We start from the raw sequence: 18,867 nt of genomic DNA, 5'->3' as shown, positions 1-18,867 counted from the left end.
GATGCGCAGTGCCGGGCGTTGCCCGGCGCTGCCGATGGAGACCGGACGTGTATCGCCTGCTGACCTTGGCCGCGCTGCTTGCCGCCGCCCCTGCACAGGCGGTGGACAGCGCACGCCTGGATGCCGACATCGCCTTCTTGGTCCAGCACGAACACCTGCCGGGGCTGGCAATGGCGGTGGTCGAGGATGGCCAGGTGGTCTATCGCCACACCGAAGGAGTGCGCGGTGACGGCGGCCGCATCGACGAGGACACGCTGTTCAAGATCGCCTCCAACAGCAAGGCGATGACCGCCGCGCTGCTGGCCACGCTGGTGGAGCAGGGCAAGCTGCGCTGGGACGATCCGGTACGCCGTCACCTGCCGGCGTTCCGCATGCATGACCCGTGGGTGGGCGAACACCTGCAGGTACGCGATCTGCTGATCCACAACAGCGGCCTCGGCCTCGGTGCCGGCGACCTGATGCTGTGGCCTGAGCCCAATGCCTTCACCCGCGCCGATGTCATCGCCGGGCTGGCACACCTGAAGCCGGTCACCAGCTTCCGCAGCGGTTACGCCTACGACAACCTGATGTACGTGGTGGCCGGCGAGGTGGCTGCGGCCGCCGGTGGCAAGCCGTATGACCAGCTGATGCGCGAGCAGGTGTTTGAACCGCTGGGGATGACCCGTTGCCAGGTAGGCGCGTGGTCGGTGAAGCAGGTCGGCAATGTCGCCCAACCGCATGCGCGGCGCGATGGCCGAAACGTGGTGGTCGGTGGTGATGGAACGCAAAGCCCCGATCTGACGTCGATGGCGGCCGGTGGCATCCGCTGTTCGCTGCGCGACATGACGCGCTGGATGCAGGTGCTGCTGGACCCGGCACTGGCACCGACGTGGTTGGGCGCCGAGCAACGCCGCATGCTGTGGACGCTGCACATGCCGATGCCGTTGGGTAAACGCCAACGCGACTGGGAGAACGCCCGTTTCTACGGCTATGGGCTGGGCTGGCGGGTGTCGGACATGGACGGGCAGTGGAAGGTTGCACATACCGGTACGTTGTCGGGCATGTATTCCTCGCTGGCGCTGCTGCCGGATCGCAAGGCCGGTGTGGTGATGCTGATCAACGGCGAGGGCGAAGAGGCCCGTACCGCGTTGATGCAGTCGACGCTGAAACAGTTCACCGCACCGGAAGACGCACACCCTGCCGCGGACTACCTGGCGGAGCTGGCAGCCGATCGAGCCATGCGTGCTGCCACGGGGAGTCGTGCGCCCTCCACCAGGGCTGCGCAACCGGCTGCTGCCACCGATCTGGCGCAATGGCAGGGACGCTACCGCGATCCCTGGCTGGGCCCTGCCTCGCTGTGTCCCACCTCGAACGGCCTGCGCTTCAGCGTGGACAAGTCGCCCGCGTTGCACGCAACAGTGAAGCAGCTGGAAGGGCGCTGGCTGTTGCAGTGGGATACGCTGGAACCCTCGGCGCAGGCGTGGCTGAATCCCGGTGCAGACACGCCGACGCTGGAGCTGCGCGCCATCGATCCGGAGATCGACTTCAGCTATGACTTCCAGGACCTGCATTTCACTCGTACTGGCGATTGCCCTGGCACCGGCGGCCCACGCCGCTGAGCCGCCACGCATTTCGCCCGCCACCGACGCCGCTGCGGCGGGATTGGTGGAGATCCGCACGTTGTCGCCGCGCATCGAGATGGACATCCGCTATGCCGGTGCCAACAACTTCACCGCTGCGCCCGTGCCCGGTTATGAGGCGCCTGCATGCTACCTGCTGGCGCCGGTGGCAAAGGCGCTGGCCGATGTAGAGGCTGACCTGCGCGCGCAGGGTCTCGCGCTGCGCCTCTACGATTGCTACCGCCCGGTGCGCGCGGTGCAGGCGTTCATGGCCTGGGTGAGTGATCCGCAGGAACAGTCGCGCAAGGCGCTGCAGTATCCGCATCTGGAGAAGCCGCAGCTGCTGAGCGACGGTTACATCGCCGAGCGTTCCGGCCACAGCCGCGGTGCCACCGTCGATCTGGGCCTGCTGGATTGTCGCAGCGGGCGCTGTACGCCGATGGACATGGGCACCGACTTCGATTTCTTCGGCCCACGCGCGCATACGCGGGCGCCGGGGTTGAGTGATGCACAGAACGCCAACCGCCAGCAGCTGGTGCAGGCGATGGCACGGCGTGGTTTCGCCAACTATGCGCAGGAGTGGTGGCACTACACGCTGCAACCCGAGCCGGATGCCGGTACTGCGTACGACGTGCCCGTGCGGTAGGGGGTGTCGGCAGGGCTGCGCCCTGCACCCGCCGAAGCGACGGCAACGGCAACGGCAACGGCAAAAGCAACAGCGGGCATTCCGTGGGATGGCGGGGTGGGTCCGGTTGCGGGGGACGCCGTAAACCCATCCCTGGGGGCTTGGCCGCGGCATCCATGCCGCGGACACCCCCGCAACCGGACCCACCCAGCCTTCGACAGATTTCCGCGATCTGTCTGGATGGCATGACCTGCTCTTGGCCTGCTCTTGGTGGGTGTCGATCTTGGTCGACACGGTAGATCCACGCCATGCGTGGATGCTCTTCGTTCAATTGTCGAAATATTCAATTTCGATGGAGTCATCCACTCATGGCGTGGATCTACCCGATCGCGGGAATCTGTCAGAGGTGGGGCGGTGTCGGATTGCGGGGTGTCAGCCGCATGGATGCGGCTGCCAAGCCCCCAGGGATGGGTTTACGGCGTCCCCGCAATCCGACACCGCCCCGCCATCCCACGGAATGCCCGCTGTTGCCGTTGCTTCGGCATCTGCGGGTGCAGGGCTGCAAGCCCTGCCGATACCCTTACACTGGCCGCCTTCTCCTGCGTCCCCGCCCGATGAACCTTCCTCTGCATTTCGGCCTGCTTGGTACGCTCGAAGCGGGCCTCATCGCCCTGCTGGTCGGCCTGCTGGTGTATTTCCTGTGGCACCACCTGTGCCGGCTGCTGCACTGGACCGTGGGCCATGCGATCGGCTGGTCGTGCGTCATCGCGGTGATCATCTCCGCCGGCATCGACGCCTGGAAGCTGTTCTACATGGGCATCGTGCGGCTGGAGTCGCCGCTGTATGCGCGCCTGTTCCTGTCCACCATCCACGATCCGAACGAACTGGGCAGCCGCGTGGTGCTGGAAATCGCCGGTGCGCTCTCCGGTGTTGCATTGGGATGGGTGTTGTTCAGTTCGCGGTCATCGGAAAAAACCGTCGACTGACGCAGGTTTTTCGTTCGTTGCCGGTTAAATCCGGTAGCGCTGAATGCTCGTCTTACTCCCTGCTCACTTCGCACTAACCACCGCGCTAAAGCATGCGTCTGGGTGAGTGGTTAACCATGCGTGTTCGCGGCGATCGCTGCGCAAAATCGATTCAGAAACGCGGTGGCAGGGTAGGTGCCGTGCGGAGACAACGACCGCGCACTACCACCCTTCAGGAGACACCCCAGATGACTATTCGCAACCGCAAGCCCCTGATCGCCCTGATCGTCGCCGCCGGCAGCGTGTTGGCCATCCCGGCGATGGCGCAGACGGCAAAGCAGCAGGCCGCGCATGCACAGAACGAAGCGGCGCAGGCCCAGCAGTCAGCGGCACAGGCAGGCCAGGCCGCCGACCAGGCGACCGATGCGGCCGCGGCAGCATCGGCGCAGGCCAACGGCGGTGGCCAGACCTGGGCCAGCATCGATACCGATGGCAACGGCACCATCAGCAAGAGCGAAGCGCAGGTGAATGCGGGCCTTGCCCAGGTGTTCGACCAGGCCGATGCCAACAAGGACGGCCAGCTGAGCGCCGATGAGTACAAGGCCTACGTGGCCGCCCAGCAGGCCGGTGCCGGCGCGGGTGGCACGGCCGCAGGCCAGGGCCGCTGATCCACGGTTGAATTCGGGACAACCGGTGCATGGGCAACCCGGGTGGCTTCGGCCACCCGGGTTTTTTTCGTCATCTCTGCGCCTGTATCCTAGGGCGATGAACACCTCCACGCCTGCGCCCTCGCGCGCCATCGGCCTGGTCGGTTTTGACGGTGACGACACGCTGTGGAAGAGCGAGGACTACTACCGCAAGGCCGAGCAGGATTACCTGGACCTGCTGTCGCGCTACGTCGACGTGCACGACACTCAGACCGCCCGCCACCTGCTGGAAGTGCAGCAGCGCAACCTGGCCGTGTTCGGCTACGGCGTGAAGGGCATGGTCCTGTCGATGATCGAAGCCGCCATCGACATCACGGGCCAGCGCATCGACGCCAAGGACATCCAGCGCATGCTGGACATCGGCCATGACACCCTGCGCCACCCGGTCGAGTTGATCGATGGCGTGCGCGAATCGGTAGCGGCCATCGCCGAACACTACCCGGTGGTGCTGATCACCAAGGGCGACCTGTTCCATCAGGAAGCCAAGATCAAGGTGGCCCGCCTGCACGAGCTGTTCCCGCGCATCGAGATCGTTTCGGAAAAGGATCCGGAAACCTACGCCCGCGTGCTCGCTGAGTTCAACCTGCCGATGCAGCAGTTCGTGATGGTCGGCAACTCGCTGCGTTCGGACATCGAACCGGTGGTCACTCTGGGCGGCTGGGGCATCCATACCCCGTACGCCGTCACCTGGGCGCACGAGACCCAGCACGGCGTGGCCGACGACGAACCGCGCATGGTCAACGCCGATAGCGCCTGGGACTGGCCGGCCGCGCTGGCGACGATCGAGGCCAAGGCCGCTGCCGCGGCCTGACACGGCGCGCCCGCTGCGGCAGAATCGGATCATGAAACTGCCACTGCGAGCGCTGCTGTTGTCCCTGCTGCTGGCGCCGGCCATCGTGCTGGCCCAGCAGACCGCCGAACGTTCGGCGACCTACGAGGTGGATACCGGCGACGCCTGGGTCGACACCCAGCTGGCCGACATCAACCACTACGCCGAGCGTTACCCCGATGCCTTCCTCGACGAGGTATCGCGCTATGCCGGTGTACCGCGCGGCTACATCGCCGCGCTGGCCACCACCCACCAGTGGCAGGCCGGCGACATCTACTTCGCCTGCTTCTGGGCCAAGGCCAGTGGCCAGACCTGCCGCGACAGCGTTCGCGCCTTCAGCCAGGACCCCGAGGGCGGCTGGGAGGCGGTGGTGAAGCGGATGCCGGCAAAGCCGCAGAACCTGCACTACCGCGCCGTGCGCCACGCCATCGTGGCCAGTTACGAGCACTGGGACCGGCCGATCACCCTGGATGCCACGCTGAAGCGCCAACTGAAACGGTAGTGCCGGCCGCTGGCCGGCAACTGCACGCCCCCGACGCACACAGGTTGCCGGCCAGCGGCCGGCACTACCCAACCGTCGACGCATCGAGGTTGCCGGCCAGCGGCCGGCACTACCCAACCGCGGTCATGCTGCTATGCGTATCGCCGCGGCCGCGCACTCCGGCGACAATACGGGTTCTCGCCGTTCCCGTTCCCGTAACCGAGTGACTGATGAGCGCCTCTTTCGTTTCGCCTGATGTGATCCGCCGCCTGTTCGCCCAGGCCATGTCCCGCATGTACCGCACCGAGGTGCCGCTGTACGGCACGCTGGTGGAACTGGTGGAGCGGATCAACACTCAGGTCCTGGCGCAGGACCCGGCGCTGGCCGCGCAGCTGCTGCGCAACGACGAGCGCGCCCGCCTGGATGAAGAACGCCATGGCGCGATCCGCGTTGGCACCCCGCAGGAACTGGCGACCCTGCGTCGCCTGTTCGCGGTGATGGGCATGTACCCGGTGGGCTACTACGATCTGTCGGTGGCCGGCGTGCCGGTGCATTCCACCGCCTTCCGCCCGCTGACCGCCGCTGCGCTGGCGCTGAATCCGTTCCGCGTGTTCACCTCGCTGCTGCGCTTGGAACTGATCGAAGACGAGGTGCTGCGTGCGCAGTCGGCCGAGATCCTCGCCCGCCGCCGCATCTTCACCGACGAGGCACTGGCGCTGATCGAGCAGGCCGAGCGCGACGGTGGCCTGAGCCAGGCCGATGCCGAGCGTTTCATCGAGCAGGCGCTGGAGACCTTCCGCTGGCATGGCGACGCCACCGTCGACCTGCCCACCTACCACGCCCTGCACAAGGCGCACCGGCTGGTGGCCGACGTGGTCAGCTTCCGTGGCCCGCACATCAACCACCTGACCCCGCGCACGCTGGACATCGACGCTGCACAGGCGGCGATGATCGAGCACGGCATGGCCGCCAAGGCGGTGATCGAGGGCCCGCCGCGTCGCGCCTGCCCGATCCTGCTGCGGCAGACCAGCTTCAAGGCCTTGGAAGAGGCCGTGCACTTCCCGGACAACGCGGGCGGCGACGCCGGTACCCATACCGCGCGCTTCGGCGAGATCGAACAGCGCGGCCTGGCACTGACCGCGAAGGGCCGCGCGCTGTACGACCAGTTGCTGACCCAGGCGCGCGATACCGATGGTGCCGGCAACACCGGCGGTGACTATGGCCAGCGCCTGCAGGCGGTGTTCGCCAGCTTCCCGGATGACCACGACACCCTGCGCCAGGAAGGCCTGGGCTACTACCGCTACCAGCTGACCGACGCGGGCCGCGCCGCGCCGGAACGCGTGGCCGACCTGCCGGCCGAAGTGCTGGTGGCTGCCGGCCTGGCCACGGCCGATCCGATCGTCTACGAGGATTTCCTGCCGGTCAGCGCCGCGGGCATCTTCCAGTCGAACCTGGGCGGTGGCGAGCAGCGCGCGTACGCCGCACATGCCAATCGCGAAGCCTTTGAGCAGGCAATGGGCGCGGTGGTGAATGATGAGTTCGAGATCTACGAGCGCATCCAGGCCGAATCGCTGGCAAGCCTGCGCACCGCCTGACCGCCTGACCGCCTGACCGCCTGAAGGTAGTGCCGGCCGCTGGCCGGCAGCTCCGGGGCCAAGCGAACATCCGGCGCGGTCGTTGCTGTGAGGAGCCGGCCAGCGGCCGGCACTACCCGATATCCGCCTGAAGGTAGTGCCGGCCGCTGGCCGGCAGCTTCGTGGCCCAAGCGCACATTCGGCGTGCGGTCGTTGCTGCGGAGAGCCGGCCAGCGGCCGGCACTACCCGATGTCCGGGATCGGATGTCCGCGCCATAACAAGAAAGGCCGGGCATCTGCCCGGCCTTTTCACATCAGCCCTTCATCGTGCCCGTATCCAGCCACCGCTGGTGCCACGACAACGCCTCCGGCAGCAGGTGCGGGGTGTGCTTGCCGTAACTCTCGCGGCTGGCGCGATCGAAGTAGTCCTGCAGCTGCGCGCGGAAATCCGGGTGCGCGCAGTTGTCGATCAGCACCTGCGCGCGCTTGCGCGGGGTCAGGCCACGCAGATCGGCCAGGCCCTGTTCGGTCACGATCACCGACACGTCGTGCTCGGTGTGGTCGACGTGGCTGGCCATCGGCACGATTGCCGAAATGGTGCCGTTCTTGGCCGTCGACGGGCTCAGGAACGCGGACAGGAAACCATTGCGCGCGAAGTCGCCCGAACCGCCGATGCCGTTCATGATCCGCGTGCCCATCACGTGCGTCGAATTGACGTTGCCGTAGAGGTCCACTTCGATCATGCCGTTCATGCCGATGCAGCCGAGGCGGCGCACCAGTTCCGGATGATTGGAGATTTCCTGCGTGCGCATGATGATGCGCTCGCGGTAGAAATCGATGTTCTCCTTGAACGTCTCGTTGGCCTGCGGGCTCAGTGCGAAGCCGGTGCACGAGGCATAGCTCAGCACGCCGTCGCGCAGCAGGTCGAGCATGCCGTCCTGGATCACTTCGGTGAACGCGGCCAGGTCGCGGAAGCCGCTCTTGGCCAGGCCGGCCAGCACCGCGTTGGGGATGTTGCCCACGCCCGACTGCAGCGGCAGCAGGTTGGCCGGCAGGCGGCCGCGCTTCACTTCGTGCTGCAGGAACTCGATCAGGTGCGCGGCGATCTGCTCGCTGGTCGCATCGATCGGGCTGAACGGGCTGTTGCGGTCCGGGCCGTTGGTGCGCACCACCGCCACGATCTTGTCCGGGTCGCAACGCAACGCGGTCTCGCCGATGCGGTCGTTGGCATTGACCAGCGGAATCGGCTTGCGGTGCGGCGGCAGCGCGGTGCCGTAGTAGATGTCATGCATGCCATCGACGCCGGCCGGCTGCCACTCGTTGACCTCGATGATCACCTTCTTGGCCAGGTCCAACCAGGTCTTGTTGTTGCCCAGCGAGGTGGACGGCACCAGCGAACCATCCTCGCGGATGGCCGAGACTTCGATCACGGCGGTATCGATCTCGCCGTAGAAGCCGAACCAGACGTGCTGGGCGACATGGCTGAGGTGGATGTCGATGTAATCCAGCTTGCCCTCGTTGATGCGGTTGCGCGCATCCGGGTCGCTCTGGAACGGCATGCGCATGGCGATGCCATCGGCCTTGGCCAGCGCGCCATCGAGCTCCGGCGCAGTGGAGGCACCGGTCATCAGGCTGATCTGGAAGGGCAGGCCTTGGGCATGCACCGATTCGATGCGGCGGGCCAGTTCAACGGGAACGGCCTTGGGGTAACCGGAGCCGGTAAAGCCGCTCATGGCCACGGTTTCACCGGGCTGGATCAGCGCGGCTGCGGCCTCGGCGGAGACCACGCGGTCACGAAGACGCGCGTTGGCGATGCGATCAACAGTCATGACGACAGCGTTTCTGGGGGGAATCCCGATTATCGGCCATCCCTTGCCGTACGGGGGGTTCTACCTTCGTGGAATGGTGTTTCCGCGAACGCCTCTCCGATACCCGTCAGTTTTGTTTTGCAGTGCAGCGTGCAAAGTACTTTCGTACACCGCACGATGGCCCTGCATCCCGACGTGGGGGAGGGAGCAGAGCCCGCTGGCAGTTCGCTGCAAGCGGGCTTTTTTATTGCCTGTCGCCCAAGATGAATGCGCGGTCTGCACTCTTGGTAGTGCCGGCCGCTGGCCGGCAACCCCAGCAACCTTCGGCAGGATCGCAGCAACGGGTCACAGCCCTTCGCCGTTGGCAAAGGGATCCGACCCCGCGAGAATCAGGGTATGACCCTCGCCCCCGCCGAATTGCCCACCCCCCTGCAGCCCCTCGTCGACCGCGCGCTGGCGCGCCTGGCCCAGGCAGTGCCCGATCCCATCCCGGCCGAGCTGCAGCCAATGCTGGTGCAACTCGCGGTCAGCAGTGACTTCGCCATGGACACCCTGGTGCGCCAGCCTGGTCTGTTGACGCAACTGGCCACGCCCGGCTGCCCGCCGCTGCCGGCGCCGGTGCTCGACCCGCTGCAGCCCAGCGACTGGCCGGCGCAGCTGCGGCGCTGGCGCACGGCGATGTCGACCCGCTTGATCTGGCGCGACCTGGCCGGGCTGGACGACGTGCCACAGACCCTCGCTGGTGCCACCGCGCTGGCCGAGGACTGCCTGCGGCTGGCGCTGGATGCCCTGCAGCAGGAGTTCGCCCAGCGCCACGGGGTGATCCTCGATGACCACGGCCAAACGCAGCAGCTGGTGGTGTTCGGGCTGGGCAAGTTGGGTGGTGGCGAGCTCAACTTCAGTTCCGATGTCGATCTGGTCTACGCCTACGTGCAGGGCGGTGAATCCGACGGCCCGCGCGCGCTGGCGGCCGAAGAGTATTTCGCCCGGCTCGGCCAGCGCCTGGCCAAGCTGCTGGATGAAACCACCGTCGATGGCTTCAGCCATCGCGTCGACCTGCGCCTGCGCCCGTTCGGCAGCGCCGGCCGCGTGGCGCTGTCATTTGCGGCGATGGATCAGTACTTCCAACGCGAAGGCCGCGACTGGGAGCGCTATGCCTGGTTGAAGGCGCGCGCGGTGGCTGGCGATATCGCGGCCGGCGAGGCGTGGCTGCAGACCCTGCGTCCGTTCGTGTATCGCCGCTACCTGGACTTCACCGCGCTCGACGGCCTGCGCGAAATGAAAGCGGCGATCACCGCCGAAGTCGCGCGCCGCGAGATGCACGACGACATCAAGCGTGGCGCCGGTGGCATCCGCGAAATCGAATTCCTGTGCCAGGCGCTGCAGCTCATTCGCGGTGGCCGCGAGCCGGCGCTGCGTGAGCGACGGCTGCTGGTCGCGCTGGATGCGCTGGTCGCTGCCGGGCAGATCGCCAGCGATGATGGCGCCGCGTTGCGCGAGGCCTATCTGTTCCTGCGCCGGCTGGAAAACCGCCTGCAGATGCTGCGCGATGCACAGACCCATGTGCTGCCGTCCGATGTGCTGGATCGCGAACGCATTGCCATCGGCCTCGGCTATGCCGATTGGGATGCACTGCGCGCCGCATTGACCGTGCAGCAGCAGCGCGTCAGTACCGAGTTCGGTGCATTGCTGGCCCCGCGCAAGGGCCAAGCCGCGCCGGATGCGCTGGCCAACTACTGGCGCAGCCTGCCCGAGGGCAGCAACGCAGCGCTGCTGGCCGAGGCCGGTTTCCTCGATGCCAATGGCGCCGATCAGTCACTGCGCGATTTCGCCCAGGGCACGGGCGTGAAGTCACTGTCCGATGCAGCGCGTGCGCGCTTGGACCGCGTGCTGCCAGCACTGCTGCACGCCGCCACCCGTTCACCGCAGCCCGATGCCGCACTCAAGCGCGTGCTCGGCCTGCTGCAGGCAGTGCTGCGTCGTACCAGCTATCTGGCGCTGCTGGACGAACAGCCGAGCGCGCTCGCGCGCCTGGTCGACGTGCTGGCACGCAGTGCATTGCTGGCCGAACGCCTTGCCGCGTATCCGCTGCTGCTGGACGAACTGCTGGACGTGCGCGTGTCCGGGCCGATGCCCGATGCAGCCGGCATGCTGGCCGAATGCCAGCAGGTGCTGACGGTGGAAGATCCCGAATCGGCGCTGCGCTGGCTCAACGAAACGCGGCTCGCCCTCAGTTTCCGCATGGCCATGGCCACGCTGGACGGCCGCCAGGGCGCGGTCGACAGCACCCGGCAACTGGCCGAACTGGCGCAGGCGGTGGTGGTCACCGTGCTGGCGATGGCCGAGGCCGATATGCATGCTGCGCACGGCGTGATTGCCGGTGGTCGCTTCGCGATCATCGGGTACGGCAGCCTGGGCGGGCTGGAACTGGGCTTCGGTTCTGATCTTGACCTGGTGTTCCTGCACGATCACCCGCCGGGTGTGGAAGCGAGTGATGGCGCGCGCCCGCTGGAGCCGGGCCGCTGGTATGCGCGCCTTGCGCAGAAGGTGATGGCGCTGCTGGCTGCGGTCACCGCCGCCGGCCGCTTGTACGACATCGACGTGCGCCTGCGTCCGGACGGTGGCAAGGGCTCGTTGGTGTCCTCCCTGGCCAGCTACACCGAGTACCAGCGCGAACGCGCATGGACTTGGGAACACCAGGCGCTGGTGCGCGCACGCGGCGTGGCCGGCGACGCCAGTCTGCTGGCCGACTTCGAGCAGGTGCGTGCACAGACACTGGGCCGCGAACGTGATCGTGCAACGTTGTATACCGATGTGCTGAAGATGCGCGGGCGCATGCGCACCGAACTGGATCGCAGCGATGCTGCGCGGCTCGACTTGAAGCAGGGCGCAGGCGGCGTGGTCGACCTGGAATTCCTGCTGCAGACCGGCGTGCTGGCACGTAGTGCGCAGACACCTGCGTTGCTGCAGCCGCGTGCCACGCCGGCATTGATCGACGCGTTGGCAGCGGCGGGATTCCTGCCCGACGCCACCGCACAGGCGCTGCATGGCGCGCATGCCACGCTGCTGGAAGTGGGGCTGGCCTGCACGCTGGATCGCAGGCCACGGTTGGCGCCGACGACGCCGGCCATCGAAGACGCGTGTGCGGCGATCAGCGCCGCGTGCATCGCCGCGGAGCTGCCGTTCGCCTGACCGCCTGCAATGGCTGTAGCAGCTTTGGGTGGGTGCCGACCGTTGGTCGGCACAACCTCTCAGCTGCGATGAACCCTGAAGAAGCGTGCCGACCAACGGTCGGCACCCACCGGGTTCTGGGAGTGTGCCAACCAAGGTTGGCGCCTACCGGTGAGGCGGTCAGCCCGCTGTGCGCAGCGGCGCCATCTTCCACAGCAGCGCGCGGAAGGGGGCCAGCAGGCATACGCCGATCGCCAGCTTCACGGCCAGGTCGCCCGCGGCCCAGCTCACCCAAGGCAGGGTGGAACCAGCGAAGGCGATCGACCAGAAGATGGTGGTGTCCACCGTCGCGCTGCAGGTGGTGGCCACCATCGGCGCCCGCCACCAGCTGCCACGGCGCAGGCGGTCGAACACGGTGATGTCCAGCAGCTGGGCAACGATGAAGGCCGAGCACGAGGCGATCGCAATGCGCGGTGTGGCCACCCACACCGACAGCAGCACCGCCACCGCAAAACCGATCCACGCCACGCGACGGGCCGGGCCCGGGCCGAAGCGGCGGTTGATCAGGTTGCTGACCAGGAAGGCCACCGGATAGCTGAAAGCGCCCCAGGTCAGCCAGTCATTGATCGGGTACTGCACCAGTACGTTGGACAGCAGCACCACCGCGCCCATGGCCAGTACCGCCAGCACCAGGGCGCGGACGGTCAACGGGGCAAAAACAGGCGCAGGACGCACGGACATGGCGAGCCAGGGGAAAAAGGGGATCGCCCATTATCCGCCCGGCCCGTCGCAAAGCCAAAAACGGCCGTTCAGCTTTACAGCTGCTCGCTCAGCGCGTCGCCGGCGGCATAGGCCGTAGGCACATAGGCCAGGGCCTTGCCGTCGCTGTTCTTCACCGTCCAGCCGGCACCGGCATCGGTCGGGTCGAAGCGCACCTGCTGGCCGACCACGAAGCCGGCCACCGGGTCTTCGCCCTCAATCGCCGGCCACTGCAGGGTGGCGGTCTGGTCAGCCTTGTCCGGTACCTGCAGATGCACCTGGCGCTCGCCGGCGGCGGTGGTCGCCACCTGCCTCACTTCCATCGGCGGCAGCGGCACCGCCGGGGTGCGCTCGGCGACCTTGCCATTGCGTTCGCTGGCCTTGAACGGCGCCTTCGACAGCGCGGCCAGGCCCATCGAAGTGGCCAGCGGAACCGACACCACGATCAACGAAGTGACCAGCACGCTGGCCTGGCCGCTGTTGAGGTGCGGGGCGGCGCCGGCGTGCACGGTCGGTACCGTCAGGGCAGACAACAGCAGGGCGGCGGCGGGCGCGCGCAGGGAACGAAGCATGGTGACCTCCTGGTCGGGAAGAGAAGCAGCGGCTCAGCGCTGCGTATCGAAAATGTCGCGTGGGCCGGTGGCCTCGGGCAGGTATTCCAGCGGCCGGCCCTGGTTGTCCCGCACCTGCCAGCCGTTGCTGGACCCGGCAGGCTCGAAGTTGACGGTCTGGCCGACGTTGAACTGCACGGCCGGATCGCCGGGGCGCTTGGGCCATTGCATGGACGCGGTGTTCTGCGGATTGTTGGCATCGCGCAGCAGCACCTCGCGGCGACCATCGACGGTGGTGGAAATGGCGCTGACCTGCATCTGCGGCAGCTTCACCGCGCCCCGGCTTGCAGGCACGCCGGTATCTTCGGCTTCTTTGGCCGCCGCCGCCTGCGCAGCCGCCACCATCGGTGCGGACATCTCCAGATTCGGTCCTTCCGGCACGCTGTTCTGGATGATCACGATGCGGCGCTCGGCGTGTGCCGGCGCCGCGGACAACAGGCTGCCGCACACAAGCACGGCCAACGCGGAAAACTGCAGGTTGCGCATCATCTTCTCCTTGCCAGGTCAGGGCGCAGCGGCGGCGGTGCTGTCGACTGTCGCATGCGCAATGGTCAGTTCCTGCTGCAGCTGGCTGCGCTGGTGCAGGAAGTCGAATACCGATTCCACCGTCACCACCGAGTAGTTGCCGGAAATGCGTTCGCTGGCCGGATGGTCGGTGGTGGTGGCGTTGGCCACGAACAAGCGCGCACCCACGCGCTTGCCCAGGCCGATATGCAGCACGCTGGGCTGGAACTTCTGCGTGCGCAGCCATTGCTGCGCCTGTTCGCGCTTGACGATCACCGGGCCACCTTCAGCCTGTGCCATCGCCGCGGCCAGCACTTCCAGGATCCACTGGTTGGAATTCTGGAAGTCGGTGGCGAACGGATAGGCCACGACGTTGTACTTCGATTCGTGCAGCGCCTTGGGCTGGATCGCCGGTGCTGCCAGCATCCGCTTCAGTGCCAGTTGCAACGCCGGTGGCGGCACGCCGATGCGCAGATCGGTATGGGTGCCGCTCTCTCCGACGAAATTGCCCAGGCCCTCGCGGTACAGCTGCGAGCTGTCGGTCTTGCAGCGGTTGAGCAGGTGCATCGCGCGCCAGCGGCCGTCGTCCTCGCGCAGCAGGAAGGCCAGGTGGCTGTGGCGCAGGCCGTAGCGGCTCAGGTCCTGGCCACCACGCGCGGCGATCACCACATCTACATCGGGCAGCGCATCCAGGCGCTCGGCCGTGGTCCACGCCACATCGAACATCGCCGCCTGCGCGGCCACGCTGGGATAGCGCTCAAGGCAGGTGCCGCTGTCGGCCCATGCCGGCGCGGAAGCCAGCAGGCCCATCAACAACAGCAGGCCGCAGCACAGGCGATGCAGACGTTCCATGTATACCGCTCCAGAGGCGGGCAGGCCCGCGCGCCGATCATACCCGCATCGCTGGAATCAGCGCTCCACGCCCTTGCGCCGCAATTCCTTGTCGCAGGTATCGCTGATCGGCGCGATCGGCAACGGCGGGCGCTCGTTGCGCGGATTGCGCAGCGCCGGCTGCTCGCGGTAGGCATCCAGCTGCTGCTGGCAGGCGTGCGACAACGGATCCAGTTCGGTGGGGGTGGTAGAGCAGGCCGCCAACAGGGCCAGCGGCAGCAGAAGCAGGGTACGCATGGGGACGCCCAGTCCGAGGGGGAGGCTGGACTCTAACCGCGCCGACGGATCGAGATGTTCAGAAAACGCTGGAGAGGGTAGTGCCGGCCGCTGGCCGGCAACCTCACGCACCTCACCGAAGATCATGAGTTGCCGGCCAGCGGCCGGCACTACCCCAAGGTGAGCCGCGCTTTGACCTCGGCGGCAATCCGCGCGGTCTCGCGCAGCGGTTCGATGCGGTCGTACTGCCAGTCCAGCCAGCGTGTCTGCAAGCGCCCGCGCTCGCGCAGCTGCTGCTGGAAGCGCGCCAGCCGTCCCTGCGCGGTATCGGCCAGGGCCACCATCACCGGCATGCGCGTGGCGCTGGCCTCGGACAGCAGGTTCACCGAATCGGGCGACACCACCACCCGGTTGGCCCAGCCAAGGAGGCCGGCATACGGGTTCACTCCATCGCCGCCATCGCCCCAGATCACATGCGGCAGATCGGCGAACTTCGCGCGCAGGATCTCGGCCAGGGCCGGCGGCGTGCGCCGCGAGGTAGTCGCCAGCAGACTGCCACCCTCGCTGCGGATCTGTTCGGCCAGCGCCTGGAACACGTGCACCATCGCGGTCTCATCCCACGGTGCCAGCGGCGTCGGGCCGCCCACCAGCAGCGCGGTGCGGGGGCCGGGCAGGGTGCTGAAACTGGCGAACGCGGCACGGCCCCAGGCCAGCCAGTCATCGTCCACCGGGTTCAGGCTGCCGATAAGGGTCAGCACGTTGCTGCCGCGCAGAGCGTCATGCTCGGGCACCACCACCACGTCCCAGTGGCGGGAACCGATGCGCGGGTCGAGGACCTGCACCACCTGGCTGCCACGCGCACGCAGCACGCGCAGCGCACCGGCGGCCTGGCGGCCACAGCCGATCGCCAGCGCAGGCGCCTCGGCAGCGAGGGACGCGAACGCCTCACCGTAGCCATTCACATCACCGGGCAAGCGCCGCGGCGACAGCCAGCGCCATGGGGCGCGGGGTTGCAGAACCAGGGGCCGGTGGCTGCCCAGGCGCAGCGCCGTCGCCAGCGCGACCGCCTGGCGGACATTACCGGCACGGCCATCGGTGACCGTCCATGGCGTGCTCGATCGTTTCACCATTGGCATTAATTCGTTTCAATCCTGCTGGGTGTTGCAACAGTCGCGACACTCTACACTGCGGATCGACGTTTCGCCCCGCGCCGCCCGCGGGCACTGACCTTAGCCGCCCTGGAGATCCACGATGTCCCACGCGCTCGACGCTGCTGCACTGGACCAGTTGTTCCGCACCGCCCGCACCCAGAACGCCTTCCTCGACAAGCCTGTCGAAGACGCGCAGCTGCACGCTCTGTACGACCTGCTGAAGTGGGCGCCCACCGCCGCCAACGGCAGCCCGGCACGCTTCGTGTTCGTGAAGTCGGCCGAAGCCAAGGCCAAGCTCGCACCGGCGCTGTCCGAAGGCAACCACAACAAGACCCTGGCTGCCCCGGTCACTGTCATCGTCGCCTTCGACCAGGATTTCCACGAGAAGCTGCCGTACCTGTTCCCGCACACCGATGCCAAGGCCTGGTTCGACGGCCCGCGCGAAGGCCGCCATGAAGGCGCGTTCCGCAACGGTAGCCTGCAGGGTGGTTACCTGATCCTGGCCGCCCGCGCGCTGGGCCTGGATGCCGGCCCGATGTCCGGCTTCGACAACGCCAAGGTCGACGAAGCCTTCTTCGCCGGCACCAGCATCAAGTCGAATTTCCTGGTCAACCTGGGGTACGGTGACGATTCGGGCCTGTTCCCCCGTCTGCCGCGTCTGTCGTTCGACGAAGCGGCGCGCATCGCGTAAGTCGCTGTATCGGTTTCGGGCCCGCCCGCCGTGGCGGGCCATTGCTGCACTGTGTTCCCACCCTACGATCCGGAGAGTTCCTGAGATGAGCGCCACCCGTAAACTGCTGCTGCCGCTGGCCCTGACCCTGGCCATCGCCGCCTGCTCCAAGCCGGCCGACACCGCCGCCCCGGCGGCTGATGCTGCTGCCCCGGCCACCACCGAGCAGGCTGCCACCACCCCGGCCGCCGATGCCGCTGCTGCTGCCCCGGCGGCTGCCGCCATCACCATCGCCTCGGGCACCTACAAGCTCGACCCGACCCACACCGACGTGCTGGCGCAGTGGAGCCACTTCGGCTTCTCCAACCCGAGCGCGCACTTCGGCAATGCCGAAGGCACCCTGGTGTACGACGCCACCGACGTCACCAAGTCCACCGTGGAAGTGAAGCTGCCGCTGAGCGGCCTGAACAGCTTCACCGCCAAGTTCGACGAGCACCTGAAGAGCGCCGACTTCTTCGACGCTGGCAAGTTCCCGGCCGCCAGCTTCAAGAGCACCAAGGTCGAATCGGCTGGCACCAACAAGCTGACCGTCACCGGCGATCTGACCATCAAGGACATCACCAAGCCGGTGACCCTGGATGTGACCGTCAACGGCGGCGGCGAGCACCCGATGGCCAAGGTTCCGGCCGCCGGCTTCGATGCCACCACCACGATCAAGCGCAGCGATTTCGGCGTCGGCGCCTACGCCCCGAACGTCAGCGATGAAGTGAAGATCCGCATCACCACCGAAGCCACCGGCGAGAAGCCGGCTGCTTGATGCAACATCCCGCTCACTCGTCGTGAGAAGGCAGAAGGCCCGCTGAAAAGCGGGCCTTCTTTTTTGCGTGCTCCGGTAGGTGCCGACCTTGGTCGGAACACAATCAATCCGCAGGCCAACCAAGGTTGGCCACTACCGGGTATGCGCGCTCAGCGCAGCGTACCCAGCCACGCGGCCGACGCTTCGCTCGGGCTCTGCTTGGCTTTCACTACCAACCCGCTCGCGCGCACGAACGTCTGCGCGGCCTGTGCCACCACCTGGCGGGCGATCAGTGCCGCCTGCCTGGTAGACGCCTGCTGCTTGCGCAGCTGCACGATATGCACCGACGGACGACCGACCGGCGCGTACTTCTGGTCGCGGCGCAGGATGTCGGCCACTTGTGCCACTTCATGTTCGGCCTGCAGGTAGCGGTGCTGTGCTTCGACCAGCTCACGCAGCGGTGTGCGCGCCGCTGCCGGGTCGGCGAAGGCAGACAGCGCTGCGTCGCAGGCGGTGTCATCGGCCAGGCGGGTACGCAGCGTGTCCACGCCGCTCAGGGTCAGTTTGCCCACGTGGGGCCTCGTTGGTGCAGGAAAGGAGCGCGATTGTCGCATGGGGTCGCGGTTACCATGGCGGCCGCACTGAACCACGGAAGGCAACACCATGCAGGAAGCGCAGTACTGGCTTGGCGAATTCTGGACCGGCCTGAGCGTGCTCGATCTGATCGGCGGCAGCGTGCTGGGCACCCTGTTGGGGCTGGCGCTGGGCATCTTCGCCTGGCGCTGGCTGCATCGACGCGGTTGGCTGCGGCGGCAGCGGCGTTGGCATCACGGGCTGCTGGCCTCGTATGTGGTGCTGCTGCCGTTGCTGGTCGCATTCTTCGGCCTGCAGCTGGGCTTCACCGCCGGCGCGCACCGCGCGCTGTTCAAGCAGCTCGATCACTTCCAGCCACACCTGCAGACGATGGTGGAAGGGTGGAGCAGTGGCTTTACCGCTTCGCTGGAAGACGAGCGCATGCGTGCCGCGCTGCAGAGCCAGGGCACGGTGGGTGATGTTGCAGATTCGCTGGCTGCGATCTACCTGAGCGAGCATCCGCTGCCCGGCGTGGACCGTTTGGGTGACGGGCCGATGGCGCGCTGCGTTGGCTGGGTGATCGGCAAAGTGCGCGCCGGGCTGCTGCGCGCGATGGTGGAAGACACGCTGATCGACAAGGCCGGCACGGTTGGCCTGGAGCCGAAGATGGTGCGCGAGGCGCTGACCATGCGCATGGATGAGCTGCTGCATACACGTGGCGTGCTGCGGCTGGTGAAGGCACAGATCAACGGCATGATGCCGGGCGTGTACCTGGGGTTGCTGCTGCCGCTGGCGATCATCGCGCTGCTGCTGGCGCTGGAAATCTGGGCCGCGCATCGGTTCGGGTGGGTGCGTGGGGCTGCTGGCCAGCAACGTTACGACCCCGCTGAAAACGGGTAATGCCGGCCGTTGGCCGGCAGCCTCGCGACGCTGCCGAA

General features: G+C 67.2%; 19 protein-coding genes. 11 read left to right on the top strand and 8 right to left on the bottom strand.

What is annotated here, in order from left to right; genetic code table 11:
* The first annotated feature begins 47 nt into the window (after positions 1-47).
* The 7 genes from ACQ5SA_RS10805 (at position 48) to hglS (ending at position 6,800) form a co-directional block, all read left to right on the top strand.
* Positions 48-1,598 carry a serine hydrolase domain-containing protein gene (locus ACQ5SA_RS10805; protein ID WP_499314222.1) on the top strand — a complete coding sequence of 517 codons (1,551 nt, stop codon included), beginning with the start codon at positions 48-50 and terminating at the stop codon, positions 1,596-1,598.
* On the top strand, positions 1,531-2,244 hold the full coding sequence (locus ACQ5SA_RS10800) for a M15 family metallopeptidase (protein ID WP_499314221.1): 714 nt from the start codon (positions 1,531-1,533) through the stop codon (positions 2,242-2,244). The genes ACQ5SA_RS10805 and ACQ5SA_RS10800 overlap by 68 nt, the downstream gene beginning before the upstream one ends.
* 593 nt (positions 2,245-2,837) lie before the next feature.
* A complete protein-coding gene (locus ACQ5SA_RS10795) occupies positions 2,838-3,209 on the top strand; it encodes a hypothetical protein (protein ID WP_025878234.1) in 372 nt (123 codons plus the stop codon).
* Between the two features lie 227 nt (positions 3,210-3,436).
* Positions 3,437-3,856 carry an EF-hand domain-containing protein gene (locus ACQ5SA_RS10790; RefSeq protein WP_089238276.1) on the top strand — a complete coding sequence of 140 codons (420 nt, stop codon included), beginning with the start codon at positions 3,437-3,439 and terminating at the stop codon, positions 3,854-3,856.
* A 97-nt stretch (positions 3,857-3,953) separates the two neighbouring features.
* Complete coding sequence (locus ACQ5SA_RS10785; RefSeq protein ID WP_499314220.1) at positions 3,954-4,706, top strand: HAD family hydrolase; 753 nt, start codon at positions 3,954-3,956, stop codon at positions 4,704-4,706.
* 31 nt (positions 4,707-4,737) lie between these two features.
* Positions 4,738-5,226: a hypothetical protein gene (locus ACQ5SA_RS10780; protein ID WP_230112600.1), complete on the top strand. Its 489-nt coding sequence runs from the start codon at positions 4,738-4,740 to the stop codon at positions 5,224-5,226.
* Between the two features lie 209 nt (positions 5,227-5,435).
* Positions 5,436-6,800: a 2-oxoadipate dioxygenase/decarboxylase HglS gene (gene hglS, locus ACQ5SA_RS10775; RefSeq protein WP_499314219.1), complete on the top strand. Its 1,365-nt coding sequence runs from the start codon at positions 5,436-5,438 to the stop codon at positions 6,798-6,800.
* A gap of 293 nt (positions 6,801-7,093) precedes the next feature.
* Here hglS and scpC read toward each other — a convergent pair whose 3' ends face one another.
* Complete coding sequence (scpC, locus tag ACQ5SA_RS10770; RefSeq protein WP_229980891.1) at positions 7,094-8,608, bottom strand: succinyl-CoA:acetate CoA-transferase ScpC; 1,515 nt, start codon at positions 8,606-8,608, stop codon at positions 7,094-7,096.
* 375 nt (positions 8,609-8,983) lie between these two features.
* On the opposite strand from scpC, the gene glnE reads away from it, so the two are divergent.
* Positions 8,984-11,779 (top strand): bifunctional [glutamate--ammonia ligase]-adenylyl-L-tyrosine phosphorylase/[glutamate--ammonia-ligase] adenylyltransferase, encoded by a 2,796-nt coding sequence (gene glnE, locus ACQ5SA_RS10765; RefSeq protein ID WP_499314218.1) that lies wholly within the window; start codon positions 8,984-8,986, stop codon positions 11,777-11,779.
* Between the two features lie 159 nt (positions 11,780-11,938).
* Here glnE and ACQ5SA_RS10760 read toward each other — a convergent pair whose 3' ends face one another.
* The 6 genes from ACQ5SA_RS10760 to ACQ5SA_RS10735 form a co-directional block, all read right to left on the bottom strand.
* On the bottom strand, positions 11,939-12,499 hold the full coding sequence (locus tag ACQ5SA_RS10760) for a queuosine precursor transporter (protein ID WP_499314217.1): 561 nt from the start codon (positions 12,497-12,499) through the stop codon (positions 11,939-11,941).
* Between the two features lie 74 nt (positions 12,500-12,573).
* Positions 12,574-13,089, bottom strand: a complete 516-nt coding sequence (locus ACQ5SA_RS10755) for a hypothetical protein (RefSeq protein WP_499314216.1) — start codon at positions 13,087-13,089, stop codon at positions 12,574-12,576.
* Positions 13,090-13,122: 33 nt separating this feature from the next.
* A complete protein-coding gene (locus ACQ5SA_RS10750) occupies positions 13,123-13,614 on the bottom strand; it encodes a hypothetical protein (protein ID WP_353100961.1) in 492 nt (163 codons plus the stop codon).
* 18 nt (positions 13,615-13,632) lie between these two features.
* Positions 13,633-14,484, bottom strand: coding sequence for a DUF2145 domain-containing protein (locus tag ACQ5SA_RS10745; RefSeq protein ID WP_499314215.1), 852 nt, complete (start codon positions 14,482-14,484; stop codon positions 13,633-13,635).
* A 57-nt stretch (positions 14,485-14,541) separates the two neighbouring features.
* Positions 14,542-14,760: a hypothetical protein gene (locus tag ACQ5SA_RS10740; protein ID WP_100460003.1), complete on the bottom strand. Its 219-nt coding sequence runs from the start codon at positions 14,758-14,760 to the stop codon at positions 14,542-14,544.
* Positions 14,761-14,909: 149 nt separating this feature from the next.
* Positions 14,910-15,869: a mitochondrial fission ELM1 family protein gene (locus tag ACQ5SA_RS10735; protein ID WP_499314214.1), complete on the bottom strand. Its 960-nt coding sequence runs from the start codon at positions 15,867-15,869 to the stop codon at positions 14,910-14,912.
* 121 nt (positions 15,870-15,990) lie between these two features.
* On the opposite strand from ACQ5SA_RS10735, the gene ACQ5SA_RS10730 reads away from it, so the two are divergent.
* A complete protein-coding gene (locus tag ACQ5SA_RS10730) occupies positions 15,991-16,581 on the top strand; it encodes a malonic semialdehyde reductase (RefSeq protein ID WP_089238298.1) in 591 nt (196 codons plus the stop codon).
* 85 nt (positions 16,582-16,666) lie between these two features.
* On the top strand, positions 16,667-17,377 hold the full coding sequence (locus ACQ5SA_RS10725) for a YceI family protein (protein WP_108266937.1): 711 nt from the start codon (positions 16,667-16,669) through the stop codon (positions 17,375-17,377).
* 149 nt (positions 17,378-17,526) lie between these two features.
* Here the strand turns inward: ACQ5SA_RS10725 and ACQ5SA_RS10720 are convergent, their stop codons facing one another.
* Positions 17,527-17,928 carry a hypothetical protein gene (locus tag ACQ5SA_RS10720; RefSeq protein ID WP_499314213.1) on the bottom strand — a complete coding sequence of 134 codons (402 nt, stop codon included), beginning with the start codon at positions 17,926-17,928 and terminating at the stop codon, positions 17,527-17,529.
* 91 nt (positions 17,929-18,019) lie between these two features.
* On the opposite strand from ACQ5SA_RS10720, the gene ACQ5SA_RS10715 reads away from it, so the two are divergent.
* Entirely contained in the window at positions 18,020-18,829 is an 810-nt protein-coding gene (locus ACQ5SA_RS10715) for a hypothetical protein (protein WP_499314212.1), read from the top strand.
* The last annotated feature ends 38 nt before the right edge of the window (positions 18,830-18,867 follow it).

Source organism: Stenotrophomonas indicatrix (assembly GCF_050573115.1).
GTDB lineage: Bacteria > Pseudomonadota > Gammaproteobacteria > Xanthomonadales > Xanthomonadaceae > Stenotrophomonas > Stenotrophomonas lactitubi_A.
The sequence above is the reverse complement of the archived record's forward strand: the minus strand, read 5'-3'. Positions and strand labels throughout refer to the sequence as shown.